12 protein-coding genes and 1 tRNA gene are annotated in these 14,236 nt (G+C 70.5%); 6 read left to right on the top strand and 7 right to left on the bottom strand.

The features are described 5' to 3' along the window. Positions 1-20: 20 nt before the first annotated feature. From RIN43_RS03525 to hrpB, 5 genes are all read left to right on the top strand, one after another. A complete protein-coding gene (locus tag RIN43_RS03525; RefSeq protein ID WP_309127496.1) occupies positions 21-446 on the top strand; it encodes a MarR family winged helix-turn-helix transcriptional regulator in 426 nt (141 codons plus the stop codon). 117 nt (positions 447-563) lie between these two features. After that, on the top strand, positions 564-2,177 hold the full coding sequence (locus RIN43_RS03520; RefSeq protein WP_309127495.1) for an SPFH domain-containing protein: 1,614 nt from the start codon (positions 564-566) through the stop codon (positions 2,175-2,177). Positions 2,178-2,265: 88 nt separating this feature from the next. Next, on the top strand, positions 2,266-2,799 hold the full coding sequence (locus RIN43_RS03515; RefSeq protein ID WP_309127494.1) for a hypothetical protein: 534 nt from the start codon (positions 2,266-2,268) through the stop codon (positions 2,797-2,799). Further along, positions 2,792-3,919 (top strand): hypothetical protein, encoded by a 1,128-nt coding sequence (locus tag RIN43_RS03510; RefSeq protein WP_309127493.1) that lies wholly within the window; start codon positions 2,792-2,794, stop codon positions 3,917-3,919. Before RIN43_RS03515 ends, RIN43_RS03510 begins: the two co-directional genes overlap by 8 nt. 31 nt (positions 3,920-3,950) lie before the next feature. After that, on the top strand, positions 3,951-6,512 hold the full coding sequence (gene hrpB, locus RIN43_RS03505; RefSeq protein WP_309127492.1) for an ATP-dependent helicase HrpB: 2,562 nt from the start codon (positions 3,951-3,953) through the stop codon (positions 6,510-6,512). Positions 6,513-6,560: 48 nt separating this feature from the next. On the opposite strand, the gene RIN43_RS03500 is transcribed toward hrpB, so the two are convergent. Together RIN43_RS03500 and RIN43_RS03495 are read right to left on the bottom strand one after the other, a co-directional pair. Continuing rightward, positions 6,561-8,060 carry an L-serine ammonia-lyase, iron-sulfur-dependent, subunit alpha gene (locus RIN43_RS03500; protein ID WP_309127491.1) on the bottom strand — a complete coding sequence of 500 codons (1,500 nt, stop codon included), beginning with the start codon at positions 8,058-8,060 and terminating at the stop codon, positions 6,561-6,563. Between the two features lie 34 nt (positions 8,061-8,094). Continuing rightward, positions 8,095-9,825 carry an FAD-dependent oxidoreductase gene (locus RIN43_RS03495; protein ID WP_309127490.1) on the bottom strand — a complete coding sequence of 577 codons (1,731 nt, stop codon included), beginning with the start codon at positions 9,823-9,825 and terminating at the stop codon, positions 8,095-8,097. A gap of 71 nt (positions 9,826-9,896) precedes the next feature. Between RIN43_RS03495 and RIN43_RS03490 the strand changes: the two genes are divergently transcribed. Further along, positions 9,897-10,823 (top strand): LysR family transcriptional regulator, encoded by a 927-nt coding sequence (locus tag RIN43_RS03490; protein WP_309127489.1) that lies wholly within the window; start codon positions 9,897-9,899, stop codon positions 10,821-10,823. A gap of 71 nt (positions 10,824-10,894) precedes the next feature. Here RIN43_RS03490 and RIN43_RS03485 read toward each other — a convergent pair. The 5 genes from RIN43_RS03485 to RIN43_RS03465 form a co-directional block, all read right to left on the bottom strand. Continuing rightward, a tRNA-Arg gene (locus RIN43_RS03485) sits at positions 10,895-10,967 on the bottom strand. Between the two features lie 74 nt (positions 10,968-11,041). Continuing rightward, positions 11,042-11,671 carry an asparagine synthase gene (locus tag RIN43_RS03480; protein ID WP_309127488.1) on the bottom strand — a complete coding sequence of 210 codons (630 nt, stop codon included), beginning with the start codon at positions 11,669-11,671 and terminating at the stop codon, positions 11,042-11,044. Positions 11,672-11,724: 53 nt separating this feature from the next. Next, entirely contained in the window at positions 11,725-12,384 is a 660-nt protein-coding gene (locus RIN43_RS03475) for a GntR family transcriptional regulator (RefSeq protein WP_309127487.1), read from the bottom strand. Between the two features lie 126 nt (positions 12,385-12,510). Then, complete coding sequence (locus RIN43_RS03470) at positions 12,511-13,512, bottom strand: LacI family DNA-binding transcriptional regulator (protein WP_309127486.1); 1,002 nt, start codon at positions 13,510-13,512, stop codon at positions 12,511-12,513. Between the two features lie 52 nt (positions 13,513-13,564). Then, positions 13,565-14,236, bottom strand: coding sequence for a hypothetical protein (locus RIN43_RS03465; RefSeq protein ID WP_309127485.1), 672 nt, complete (start codon positions 14,234-14,236; stop codon positions 13,565-13,567).

Below are 14,236 nucleotides of genomic sequence, written 5' to 3'. Positions count from 1 at the left end.
CCCGCCAGTACGCTGAGGGAATGACCGATCGCCAGCTCGCCCTGCGCGCGTGGGAGAGCCTGTTCCGTGCACAGCACCAGGTGCTGGGAGAGATCAGCACCGACTTCGACGGGGCTGAGATCACGCAGGCCGAGTACGACGTGCTGCTCACCGTCGTGCGCGGGTCCGCCATGACGGCGCGTCTGCGCGACATCACCGCCAACTCCCTCACCAGCCAGCCCAGCGTCTCTCGCCTGGTGGAGCGCATGGTGCTGCGCGGACTGGTGACGAAGGCTGCCGACCCCGACGACGGTCGCGGCGCCGTCGTCACGGCGACAGAGGCCGGGGCGAGGGCGTTTCGCAACGTGGCCGCCGTCCATGGCCGCTCGATCGCCAGCCGCATGTCGGTGCTGGACGACGACGAGCTGGCGGCCCTGCTCCGTCTGACGGAGAAGCTGCGGCGGTAGTGGCAGCACCGCCCCTCGAACCGCCGTGATCCTGCGGCGCCGGATCGCCGGACGGCAGCGGCCGGTCTTCTGGCAGGGTGTACCTGAACGCCTTACGAGGGGAAAGGAAGGCTCACCATGGAGATCGCCGGAATCATCGGCATCCTGATCATCGTCGGCATCGCCGTCGTCGCCGCCATCGTCGTCGCACTCATCCTGATGCTGTTCGCCCGCAGCTGGATCAAGGTCGCTCGCGCCGACGAAGCGCTCGTCATCTCCGGACGCAAGCAGAAGGTGCAGCGAGCGATCATCAACGCCGACGGCAGCACCAGCTCCGAGCTCGCCGAGTCGCCCGTCACGGTGATCGTCAACGGCAAGTCGCTGGTCAACCCGATCACGCAACGGCACGAGATCATCTCGCTGCGCTCGCGTCAGGTCTCGCTCAACGCCGAGGCGCAGTCGCTCGACAGCGTGACCCTCAACGTCGACGGCGTCGCGATCGTCAAGATCGGCTCCGATCCTCTGTACGTGCGCCGCGCCGCCGAGCGCTTCGCCTCGCAGGACAAGGCCATCGAGCAGTTCACCACTGAGCAGCTCGAGGGTGCGCTGCGCGGAATCGTCGCGACGCTCTCGGTCGTCGAGCTCATGCGCGAGCGCAAGAAGTTCTCCGACCAGATCGCCTCCGACGTGTCGCAGGAGCTCGCCGAGCAGGGTCTGATCCTCGATTCGTTCCAGATCAAGGGCATCACCGACGCCGTCGGGTACATCCAGTCGCTCGGCGCACCCGAGATCCAGGCCAAGCGCCAGGCGGCCGAGATCTCGCAGACCAACGCCGACCGTGCGATCAACCAGAAGAACATCGCCAACCAGGAAGCGAACCTGATCGAGCAGACCGCGCTCGACACCAACACCGCCAACGCGAACGCCGGTATCGGCCGTGCCCGCGCCGAGGCCGAGCAGGCCGAGCAGCTGGCCCGCGCGCAGGCCGAGCAGGCCGTGCTGCAGCAGCAGGCGGAGAACAAGCAGGCCCAGCTCGATGCCGACGTCAAGCGCGTCGCCGACGCCCAGCGGTACGAGGCCGAGACGCGCGCGCAGGCCGAGCTCTTCACGCGCGAGAAGGCCGCCGAGGCCGCGGCAATCGAGCAGGTCAAGCAGGCCGAGGCCCGCACGCGCATCGCCGAGCAGCAGGCCGAGGCCGACAAGGCCCGCGCGGCGGGTGAGGCCGCCGCCGCAGAAGCCAAGGCCGCCGGTGAGGCGAACGCGCTCCGCGCACAGGCGGAAGCCGAGGCCGAAGCCCGACGGCTGCGCGCCAACGCCGAGGCCGAGGCGATCCGCGCCGAAGGTGAGGCGCGGGCCGCCGCCGTCGAGGCGGAGGCCAAGGCGATCGCCTCGAACCAGGAGGCGTTCCTGTCGCAGCGGGTGCTCGAGGTGCTGCCGTCGATCATGGCCGAGTTCGCCAAGGGCTACTCGACGATCGGCAACGTCTCGATCATCGGCAGCGCCGGTGAGGACGGCGCCTCCAGCGTCGTCGGAGGAGACAGCGCCAGGGCCATGCGCTCGGTGTTCGACAGCGTCAGCGCCGCCACCGGTCTCGACCTCGCCGCGATCATCCAGGGACAGGCGATCGGCCGCGGCTTCGGCGCCGGCCTCTCGCAGACCACGGACGCGAGCACGACCGAGGAAGCTCCCGTGAAGCGCGAACCGGTGCCGACCACGCCTCCGCCTGCCGTGCAGGCCGCCCCCGCAGAGTGAGTCGCAGAAGGGCCGCCCCGCAGCCGCGGGGCGGCCCTCTCGCATCTGCCGCGCGGGTCCGTACCGATCCGGTACGTAGACTCGAATCATGACGTTGCCGCCGCCCCCTCTGCCGCATGCCGTCTTCACAGGAGCATGGGGTGACACCGAGACCAGGGGCTGGAGCGCGGCTCAAGCGGTGGTCAGCGAGGGCATGGTCACCCTGTGGATCGCGTCACCGAACGGCTGGATGCAGCAGTTCACCGCTCCCGCGAGCCAGGTGACCGCGAAATCGGCGGCGCAGCGCATCACGCTGAACGTCCACGGCCGGAGCTACCCGATCCTCGCGGACCCCGGCGCGGTCGGCCGCGCACTGAACCTCACCGGGATGGGAATCGCGGGCAACCTGATCGACGCCGGGGGCGTGAGCGCCGCCAGCGGAGTCGGACGCACCGTGAACCAGGCCGCCGCCGCGCACTCATTCACGGCCGGTGGCGGCAAGGAGTTCCTGACCGCGATGCGCGCCTCTGGCGCCCGTGTCTCACGTCTGGGCTATGGCGCCATCGTCGCCATCGGGTGCGGCGGCGGGCTGGCCCTCGTCATCGCGACACTCGTGATCACGGTGCTGGTGCTCAATGTCTGACGCCGCGTACCCCTACCCGGGCGCGGGCGACCCGGATTCGATGGCCGTACGCGACCCCGGCACCTCCCCCGCTGTGCTCGCCGACATCGCCGCCCGGCGGTGGGATCTGCACTCGGCCATCGTGGCGCATCCTCGTGTCTACCCCGAGTTGCGGAACTGGATCGCGCAGGTGAACCCGGACGGCGCGCAGGCCCCCTGGATCGGATCGCCGACGCCCTCGCCTGCACCGGCGCCGGCCCGCCGCCGCGGCATCGGCTGGTGGTTCGCCGGTTGCGGCTGCCTCGCGCTCGTCGCCCTGGTCGTGATCGGCATCATGCTTCTCGGCGGACTCGGAGCCGCGCTCTCCTCAGACGACGGCGACCGTCAACGCGGCGGAACCCAGACCTCCGTCCCCGCGGATCCCGGCGCGGGAGACGATCCGCTGGGGGCCTTCGAAGCGGAGCGGGAGGCGTACTACGAGCTGGTCGCCCAACTCGACGGCAACCCCGCGGCACCGCTGGTCACCCATGAGGATGTGTTCCGCCGCTACGAGGAGCGAGCGGCGAGCGAGGGGCTCACCTCGTTCTCGGCCGAGACGTTGGCCCAGCAGGCGCGCGAGCTGCGCGAGCAGCTGCAGCAGAGCATCGCCGAGGCCGAGAAGCGCCGCGTCAACAACAGCGGCACGCTCACCGAAGACATCGTCGACCAGGCCGGAGAAGGGTTCATCGACATCCGCTGGGATGCGGCATCCGCCTGTCCCTCTTCGGATGAGGAGGGCTGGCGGACGTCGGCGTGCGTCACCAAGGAGGACTCGCTCACGGTCCGTCTTCTGCCTGAGAAGGAGTTCTCCAGCGACTGGGAGAAGCGGATGCTGGTCGTGCACGAGCTCGCCCACGTGTACCAGCGGGCGGATGGCACCCGATTCGAGGACCGGAACGGGCATGCTGACCGCCTGGTGGAGCAGGGCCTGTTCCAGGGCGACCTGGAGAAGATGGCGGACTGCTACGCCCTCACCTATCACGACGAGTGGTCCCTGTCGCGAGGCGACGTCGAGATCGGCTACGGGTACGTCTGCGGCGAGTCCGAGCGCAAGGCGATCCGCGAATGGGCCGCCGACGTCGACGCGCCGTTGCCCGGTTGACCTGCAGTCGGCATCGACGAAGGCTGGACGGGTGAGCAGCGGGAGGTTCGATCTGGAAAGGATCGGCGACGGCCTCAGCTTCGCCGCTGCACTCGACGACCTGCATACGGCTCTCGAGCGCAGCACCTCGGCCGTCGTCAGTGCACCTCCAGGCACGGGCAAGACGACGCTCGTGCCGCCGATGCTCGCGTCGCGCACATCGGGCCGCGTGGTCGTGACCCAGCCGCGCCGGGTCGCTGCGAGGGCGGCGGCTCGCCGTCTCGCTCACCTCGACGGCTCGGCGCTCGGCTCCCGCGTCGGGTTCACAGTGCGCGGCGAGCGCAGCGTGACGCGGACGACGCGCGTCGAGTTCGTCACCGCAGGCGTGCTGCTGCGCCGGATGCTCGACGACCCGGGGCTCGACGGAGTGGATGCCATCGTGATCGACGAAGTGCACGAGCGCGCACTCGAGACCGACCTGCTCATCGGGCTGCTCAGCGAGACCCGACAGCTGCGCGACGACCTCCTCCTCGTCGCGATGTCAGCCACGATCGACGCAGAGCGTATCGCGGCCGCGATCGGCGCCGATGACACGTCCGCCCCCGTCGTCGCGCACGACGTGCCGGCGCATCCGCTGACCGAGCGGTGGGCTCCGAGCGCGGCGCCTCGACTCGACGAGCGCGGCGTGACGCGCGACTTCCTCGCGCACGTCGCCCGCACGGCGGCATCCGCCGGGCGGGAGCTGGTGCGCGACGACCCTTCAGCCGATGTCCTCGTGTTCGTCCCCGGTGCCCGCGAGGTGTCGGAGGTCGCTCGCCGCCTCCGCGAGAGCGGTGGCGAGTTCGAGGTGCGCGAGTTGCACGGGCAGGTGCCGGCGGCCGAGCAGGATGCGGTCATCCGCGGTCGCAGCGTGCATGAGCCGCCCCGCATCGTGGTCACCACCTCCCTGGCGGAATCCTCGCTCACGGTTCCCGGCGTGCGTCTCGTGGTGGACAGCTGCCTCTCCCGCCATCCGCAGCGCGATGCGGCGCGCGGGATGACGGGTCTGGTGACGACGAGCGCGCCGCGATCGTCGTCGGTGCAGCGCGCCGGTCGTGCCGCCCGCCAGGGCCCGGGCACGGTCATCCGGTGCGTCGATGAGCGCACCTACGCGGCCGCCCCCGCCCGCCCCGCACCTGAGATCGCGACGGCTGACCTCACCGATGCTGCGCTGCTGCTCGCCTGCTGGGGTGCCCCGGGCGGCCAGGGTCTGCGGATGATCGACCGGCCGCCTGCCGACAGTCTCGCGGACGCGCAGGCCGTGCTGCGCGGCCTGGGCGCCATCGATTCCGACGGACGCGCGACGACGGAAGGACGCGGACTCGCGCGGATCCCCGCCGATCCTCGTCTCGCGCGCGCCCTTCGTGACGGCGCACCCGTGGTCGGAGCACGGCTGGCGGCCGAGGTGGTCGCGCTGCTCGCGAGCGATGTGAGGATCGCGGATGCCGACATCGCGGGCGCCCTGGTCGCCATGCGAAACGGACGGGGACCGCAGGCGCGGCAATGGGCGCGCGAGTCGACGCGGCTCCAGCGGTACGCCGCGAGTGACGGCGACGCCGGTGCCGGCAGAGGCGTCGACGACGCTGGGCTCGTCGTCGCCTTCGCCTTTCCGGAGCGGGTCGCACGTCTCGTTGATCGCTCGTCCGATGGATCCACGTTTCTGCTGGCTTCGGGCACGCGCGCAGGCGTGCGTGGCTCGTTGGCGGGCGCCGAGTGGCTTGCCGTGGCAGATGTCGCCCGCGCGCCGGGTCGGGTGGCCGCCGGCTCCGGGGCAGTGATCCGGGCGGCCGCTACGCTCACCGAGCAACAGGTCGAACTGGCGGCCCGCCACCTGATCACCGACCGCATCGAGGCGGAGTTCTCCGGCGGCCGGGTGACCGCCCGCCGTGAGCACCGCGTGGGTGCCATCGTTCGCTCGTCCGTGCCCGTCCGCGCCACGACGGGCGAAGGGCACGATGCGGTGCGGCGTGCGATCCAGCTGCGCGGGCTCGATGTGCTGATCTGGTCGGATGCGGCCGACGACCTGCGCAGGCGACTCACGCTGCTGCATCGCGAGTTGGGCTCGCCGTGGCCGGACGTGTCGGATGCGGCTCTGCTCGAGAGTCTCGACGCGTGGTTCGGCCCCGAGCTCGATGCCCTGGCCAAGGGCGCACAGGCGTCACGGATCGACCTCGTGCCGGCCCTTCGCCGGGTGCTGCCCTGGCCTGAGGCGGCAGAGCTCGACACTCTCGCGCCCGAACGACTCGAAGTGCCGAGCGGCTCGCGCATCCGCATCGACTACCCGCCGATCGATGAGCCGACGGCACGACCGGTGGTCGCCGTGAAGCTTCAGGAGTGCTTCGGCTGGGCAGAGACGCCGCGCCTGGTGCACGGCCGGGTGCCAGTGCTGTTCCACCTGCTCTCCCCTGCCGGGCGCCCTCTTGCCGTGACCGACGACCTCGCCTCGTTCTGGTCGGGCCCGTACTCGCAGGTGCGCGCTGAGATGCGCGGGCGCTACCCGAAGCATCCGTGGCCGGAGGATCCCTGGCGGGCGGTGCCGACCCGACACACGAAGAAGCGCGCGACCCGCACCTGATTCAGCGGCCGTCGCCCATCCCGCCGCGAACGTCTCGAACGTCCGTACTCAGCACTCGATGACGTTCACGGCGAGACCGCCCTCGCTGGTCTCCTTGTACTTCGTCGACATGTCGAGGCCGGTCTGACGCATGGTCTCGACGACGGCGTCCAGCGACACGTAGTGCTCGCCGTCACCCCGAAGCGCGAGGCGCGCGGCGGTGACCGCGGTCGACGCCGCGATCGCGTTGCGCTCGATGCAGGGGATCTGCACGAGCCCGCCGATCGGGTCGCAGGTGAGACCGAGATGGTGCTCCATCGCGATCTCGGCGGCGTTCTCGATCTGACGGTTCGTTCCGCCCATCACCGCCGTGAGGCCGCCCGCCGCCATGGCGCAGGCCGAACCGACCTCGGCCTGGCAACCGCCCTCCGCACCCGAGATCGACGCGTTGGCCTTGAACAGTGAGCCGAGTGCCGTGGCGGTGAGGAGGAAGCGGCGGATGCCGCGACGACGGTTGGCCTCGGCCATCTGCCCCTCGTCGAGTGCGCCGTCCTCGGCAGCCGCGAGCGCCTTGTCGGCGCCGAATCCGAGGAGGGCGCTGCCGACCAACTCGCCGTATGGCGTGACGGCGTTGCCCGCGCCGAGACCGGAATCGGCGAGGAAGCGCCACCAGTACATGGCGACCGCGGGAAGGATGCCGGCCGCACCGTTCGTGGGCGCCGTGACGACCCTTCCACCGGCGGCGTTCTCCTCGTTGACGGCGAGCGCGAACGCGCCGAGCCACTCCCCCGGAATCTCGCGGTGCCCCTCAGCCTCCGACGCCTCCAGCTGCGAGCGGATGTCAGCCGCCCGGCGCTTGACCTTGAGGATGCCGGGCAGGGTTCCCTCCGCGTGCAGTCCGGCGTCGACGCAGGCACTCATCGCATCCCAGATGGCATCGAGGCCGGCTGCGACCTCTTCCTCGCTGCGCACCGCCATCTCGTTGAGCCTGGCGACCTCGGCGATCGACAGGCCGTTCTCGTCGCACAGCGCCAGCAGCGACGCGGCATCCGAATACGGGAAGGGCTGCTCGGCAGCGGTGACCCGCGCCTGCTCTCCCTCACGGCGGATGAACCCGCCGCCCACGGAGTAGTAGGTCTGCTCGAGCACCGTGGAGCCGTCGGCTGCGAACGCGTACAGGGTCATCGCGTTCGGGTGGCCGGGCAAGCGCGTGCGCGGGATGAACGAGATGTCATCCTTCGTGAAGGCGACCGGTCGCTCGCCGGCGAGGTTGAGACGCTGCCCCTCGGGCCAGTCGGACCACGCCCGGCGCACCTCGTCCGGGTCGCACGCCTCCGGTGTCAGCCCCTGCAGTCCGGCGACGACGGCATCGGGCGTTCCGTGGCCGAGACCGGTGGCACCCAGCGAGCCGAACAGGTCGCAGGTGACCCGGTCGACCTCGTCGAGGAGGTTCTCGGCCCGCAGCCGCTCGGCGAATTCCAGCCCGGCGCGCATCGGCCCGACCGTATGGGAGCTCGATGGACCCACCCCGATGGAGAACAGGTGGAATGCCGAGACGTACGCAGTCACGTCTCCAGCCTACGTCCGCGCCGGGGAGTCGGCCCTACTCGACCAGCTTCCCCGCCGTGTCCACGTCGCGCATGAGATCGGCGATCTCCTCGGGGACGGCCGCGATGCGCTCACGAGTGACGCCGGACGAAGGCGACCACACGAGGTTGACCTGCAGGGACGGGTCGGTCTCGGGGAAGTCGCTGCGATTGTGGCATCCGCGGCTCTCGCGACGCTCGAGCGCAGCCTCCAGCGTGGCGCGGGCGGCGATCGCCGACGCCTTGAGGTCGAAGGCGTGGGCCAGATCGTGGAATCCGGCGATGTCGGGATGGATGCCGACATCGGCCATCCGCTGCTCGATGCGGTCGAGCTCGGCGAGCCCCGCACGCAGTCCCTGCTCGTCGCGGACGACCCCGGCGTGCTCTGTCATCGTGTTGCGGATCGCGCGCTGCAGCGCTCGCACATTCTCATGCCCGTCGGCCGCGAGCAGGTCGTCGATCTCGGCGCGTGCCCCGGCCACGGCATCCGCCGATCGGCGCTGCGCGTCGAGGCTCGCCGCGTGGGCCATGGCCGCTCTCGCGACGATGCGCCCGTAGACCAGCAGCTCGATGAGCGAGTTCCCGCCGAGGCGATTCGCACCGTGCAGACCGCTCGACGCCTCGCCGACGGCATACAGGCCGCGCACGTCGGTGCTGTGATCCTCGGGGCGCACCCAAACGCCGCCCATCGAGTAGTGCGCTGTCGGCGCGATCTCGATCGGTTCTGCGGTGATGTCGAGCATCTGCAGCTCGAGGAGCGTCTGGTGGACCCGCGGCAGCCGGGTCATGATCGTCTCACGCGGCAGATGCGACACGTCGAGCCAGACGCCGCCGTTCTCGGTTCCGCGACCCTCCTTGATCTCGGTGTATGCCGCGAGCGCCACGCGATCACGGGTGGACAGCTCCATGCGATCGGGGTCGTACTTCGCCATGAAGCGCTCCCCCAGGCCGTTGCGCAGGATGCCGCCCTCGCCCCGCGCGGCCTCGGACACGAGGGTGCCGGCCGCACTCTCGGGCTCGATGATTCCCGACGGATGGAACTGCACCAGTTCGGGGTCGCGCAGCCTGGCGCCGGCGTCGACGGCGAGGCGGAACGCGTCTCCGGTGTTCTCGTCACGTCTCGAAGAGGTTCGGCGCCAGATGCGGGTGTGACCTCCGGCCGCGAGGATCACGGCATCCGCGTGGATGAGGTAGCGGGTGCCGTCGGCCTGATCGAAGCCGTAGGCACCGAAGACGGTGTTGTCGCGCACGAGGATGCGTGTGATGTAGACGCCGTCGAGGATCGGCACGTCGAGTTGTTCCGCTCGGCGCACCAGGGTGCGCTGGATCTCCAGACCGGTGTAGTCGCCCGCGAACGCGGTGCGACGGAAGGTGTGCGCGCCGAAGAACCGTTGCGAGATGCGGCCGTCGTTCTCTCGGGCGAAGTCCATTCCCCATCGCTCGAGATCGCGGATACCGCGCTCCGCTCCCTTGGTGACGACCTCGACCGTGTGCGGGTCGGCCAGCAGATAGCTCTCCTTGATGGTGTCTGCGGCGTGCTGCTGCCAGCTGTCGTCGGCGTCCATGGTGCCCAGGGCCGCGTTGATGCCACCTGCGGCGAGCGAGGTGTGCGCATCGTGACGAGGGCGCTTGCCGACGGCCAGCACGTCGACTCCGCTCTCCGCGACCTCGATCGCGGCGCGCAACCCCGACCCTCCGGTGCCGATGACGAGGACCGTGGTGGAGATCTGGCGTTCGCGTGTGCTCATGTGATCGACGTTAGGCCGGCCGCGGCGATTACTCCAATGCATTATCTGCGTTGATTCGATACGCTAGGAGCATGAACCTGGAACAGCTGCGTGGATTCGTCGAAGTGGCCCGGCTCGGGCACTTCACTCGCGCCTCCGAGAGTCTGCACCTGGCGCAGCCGTCGCTGAGCCGCCAGATCTCGACGCTCGAGCGCGAGCTGGGCAGCGAGCTGCTGCACCGCGCGCGGGGACACATCTCGCTCACGCCCGCCGGTGAGGCGCTGTTGCCGCGAGCACAGCGGATGCTGGCCGAGGCCGAGGCGATCCGCGAGGAGATGGGCGAGCTCGCGGGCCTCCGCCGCGGACGCGTGCGCCTGGGCGCACCACCCACCCTGTGCGTCAGCCTCGTCGCCGAGGCGCTCAGCGCGTTCCACGACGCGCACCCCGGGGTAGAACTGCACCTCGCCGAGGCAGGCTCACGCGCCCTCGTCGAGCAGCTGGCGGTCGGCGCCATCGACGTGGCGCTGATCACCGCGACCGACGCACGCCCGCTGCCGAGCGTCACCCTCACCCGCGTTCCCCTGCTGGCAGAAGAGCTCGTCGTCGTCTCGTCCTCGGCTCAGCCCCCCATCACTCAGGACGCCATCGACCTCCAGCGCCTCGCCGAGATGCCGCTCATCGCACTCGATCAGAGCTACGACCTGCGCGCCGCGACCGACGCCGCCTTCCGCGAGGCCGGGTTCGCTCCGACGCCCGTGCTGGAGGGGGCGGAGATGGACACCGTGCTGCGCTTCGCAGAGCGCGGCCTCGGCGTCGCCGTCGTTCCGGCTATGGTGCTGACCGACCGCCCCGGGCTGCGTTCGGCGCGGCTCGCCGAACCGATGACGCGAACCGTCAGCCTCGCACACCGCTCCGACGTCACGCCCGGCGTTGCGGTGGCGGCGATGCGCGGGACGATCATGGCGACTGCGGCACGTTTCGCCGACCGCGACCCCGCGGTTCAGAGCCTCATCGGCTGATCCGCGGATCGGACAAGACGAAACCCCCGCCGCTTCCGCGACGGGGGTTTCAATACTGTCTCAACACAGTGCGCGCCCCGAGGGACTCGAACCCCCAACCTTCTGATCCGTAGTCAGATGCTCTATCCATTGAGCTAGGGGCGCACGGCCCGCTCAGCGGGCCATGGAACAGCCTACAACACGCTTCACCGAGATGCGAAATCCGCCGGACGGTCCGTTCAGTCGGCGCGTCTGGCCTTCTGAAGCGCCGACCGCGCCGCCTTCGCTGCCCCCTTGGCGGCGTCCTTCTCGCTCGCCTTCTCCCGCTTCCTGCGGGCTCGCTGCTCCGACGAAAGCGCCTGCAGATCGACCAACTTCAGCGCCTGCATGCGCGCCTCCCGCATGCGGTCGTAGTCGGGATCCTGGTCGGGGCGCATCCCCTCGACACGCAGGCGCCGATCGAGATTGCCGCGCACATCGCCCCACGCCGCGGCGCGGGCATCCTCGACGAGCTCGCGCAGGAGCTCGTCGTCCTCGGTCATCTTGCGAAGGTGCTGCGCGACGCCGAGCGACTGCTTGGCGCGCCGGCGGAGGTTGCGCACGTCACGATCGCGGTAGTCGTGCGTGCCGTGCGGGTCGGAATAGCGCCCCTTGGCCTTCTTGCGCAATTGGGTCAGATGCTCGGCCGCATCCTCTGACTCCTGGGCCATCGCCAGCAGCGCGCCCCGCGCATCCTCCTTGTACCGGTCGATATCGAAGACGCCGCCCTGCGCGATGGTGCCGACCAGGATGTGGTTCTTCACGGTCAGCCGAGCGGCCGCCGCGGCGATGGCGACGCCCTCGGCGATGGCATCCGCTGTTCGTCCCACCGTTACCTCCACGATCGAGCGTACCGGCAGCAGCCGACGTCTACGAGACCCGATCAGCCGTCGCCCCGGGCGCGCGCCAGAAGCCGTCGCTCGGCGGCTTCGCGACCCTCCGCCAGGTGGGCAGGGATCAGCTCGCGCAACGCGTCGACGTCGCGTGCGAGGAAGGCGTCCAGGATCACCCTGTGCTCCTCGACCATCTGCTCGACGTCCTCGAACTGCCCGAACAGCCACCGCAGACGGGTGACGTACGACTCGGCGAGCTCCTGCAGGACGTCGTTGCCCGACAGCCCGACCGCCGTGGTGTGGAACTTCGCGGAGGCCGCCTGCGCCGCGGCGATGTCACCTGCGGCGACCGCGCGCGCCTCACGGGCGTAGGTCGCGCGGATCACCTCCGCCCCGTGGTCGTCGTGCCGCTGGGCCGCCAGCACCCACGCGAGCGTCTCTATCGCCTCGCGGAACTCCGCGAAATCGCGGATGTCCTTGATCGTGAACTCCCGCACCACGGCCCAAGTGCGGGGATGCTTCACGACGAGCCCCTCGCCCACGAGCGCCTTGATCGCCTCGCGCACGGGCAGACGCGACACTCGCAGCTCGGCGGCGATGTCGCGCTCGATGAGCCGGGAGCCCGGCAGCCGTCTGCCCAGCATGATGTCTTCGCGGAGTGCGTTCGTCACCCGAACGGACTCGAGCTCGATCACCCGCTCGATCACCATGAACGGATTCAACCATTCACGGCCGGCGTGCGCCATGGGTGGCGGGAAGCGGACCACAGGGCCGGCGGCAGCCACCGTTCGACGGCGACCAGGATACTGTCCGGGCCAACCGCGTCGGAATCAGCCTCAGCCGCCGCTGGAATCCCGCGCGACCAGTTCGGGCTGGAAGCGTACGCGGCGGTCATACCCCGCCCCCTCCAGCTCCTTGAGCAGCAGGTCGACGCCCGTCCATCCCAGCAACCGGGCGGGCTGGCGTACCGAGCTCAGCGGCACGACAGCGGCCGAGGCGAAGTCGATGTCGTCGTAGCCCACCATCGCGATATCCTCCGGCACGCGGATGCCGGAGCCGAAGCTGAACGCCTGGAGCAGACCCACCGCCAGCAGATCGTTGGCGGCGAAGACGGCGTCGGGTCGATCCTGCACCTCTCGCGCGACCAGCAGCTCGCCCGCGGCGCGGCCCTCCAGCACGGTCAGCGACGACCGCTCGACGATCTCGAGCGTCGCGCCGGCCGCCTCGGCGACGGCCAGCTCGGCACCCCGAAGACGATCGGCGACCTGGTGCACGCTGCGCGGACCGCTCACGAACGCGATCCGGCGGCGGCCGCTCGCCAGCAGGTGCTGCACAGCGAGCCTTCCCCCTTCGACGTCGTCCACCGAGACGGAAGGGAAGGACTGCTCGTCGACCTCGCGGTCGACGAGCACCACCGGCATGCCACCGGATGCGAAGCGCCGCAGGGATGTCAGGTCATCGGAAGCCGGCGTCAGCAGCACCCCGTTGACGCGCTGCTCCCGGAACAGCTCCAGATGCGCGTTCTGCCGCGCGTCGCTCTCGTCGCTGTTGCCGAGCAGGACGGTCATCCCGGCATCCGCAGCCCGATCCTCTGCGCCCCTCGCGACCTCGGCGAAGAAGGGGTTGCCGATGTCGGGAACGACGAGCCCGATGCTGCGGCTGCGACCGGCACGCAGCTGACGCGCCGCGTCGTTGCGCACGAATCCGAGCTCGTCGATGACCTTCTGCACGCGCTGGGCCGTGCGCGCCGAGACGCGATCCGGTCGATTGAGCACGTTGGAGACGGTGCCGACGGATACGCCTGCCGCCGCCGCGACGTCCTTCACACCCACTGCCATGCAGCTTCCCTCCCCCGTTCACCCGCACAGAATCTGCGGTGGTCCCACTTTCTCATTCCGCGCGGGTCTGGCCGCGTCGACGGCGCGCCGGCACGCCGACGACGGCCAGTGCAGCGCATCCGACGGCCGGTATGAACAGCGGCGCCAGGGCCCACGTCACCACACCGACGAAGACGGCGGCAGCGGCGACGTAGAGCGCGCCGACGGCATCGGCGCGCAGGAGTCCCGGGACGGAGCGCACGGCAGCCGGCCACCCGGTGGAAGGCGACCATGCACCCGCCGCCATGAGCACGCCGACCGAGAGGACGACCAGGCCCGCCCAGCCGACGACACCGACGATCTCGCCGCCCGGCAGCATCCCGGAACGAGCGAGCAGCACGTCGACGGTGAGCACCGCGGCGATCAGCGCGGCCGGCACGCCGACGAGGAGTGAGGGCAGGATGCCGGCGCGCAAGTCGGCCCAGAAGAGGCCGACGCGGGAGTCCGAGGCGGCGACGAAGCGTCGCAGATGACGGATGCCGGCGGCGACCGCGATCGGCAGTGTGACGACACCGAGCGAGACGATCGTGATCAGCAGCCCGATCGCGAGCACCTCGCCGAACAGACCGAATTTCGCCGTCGCACCGGGATGGGGGCCGGGGTCGAACCCGGCGCCGACCGGCCCGGCGCCGGAGCGCGCCTCGCGCGCCGCCGCCCTCGCCTCCCTCCGACCAGCCGCGGACAT

This window comes from Microbacterium sp. (assembly GCF_031178445.1).
GTDB lineage: Bacteria > Actinomycetota > Actinomycetes > Actinomycetales > Microbacteriaceae > Microbacterium.
This window is presented reverse-complemented; position numbering and strand designations above follow the sequence as displayed.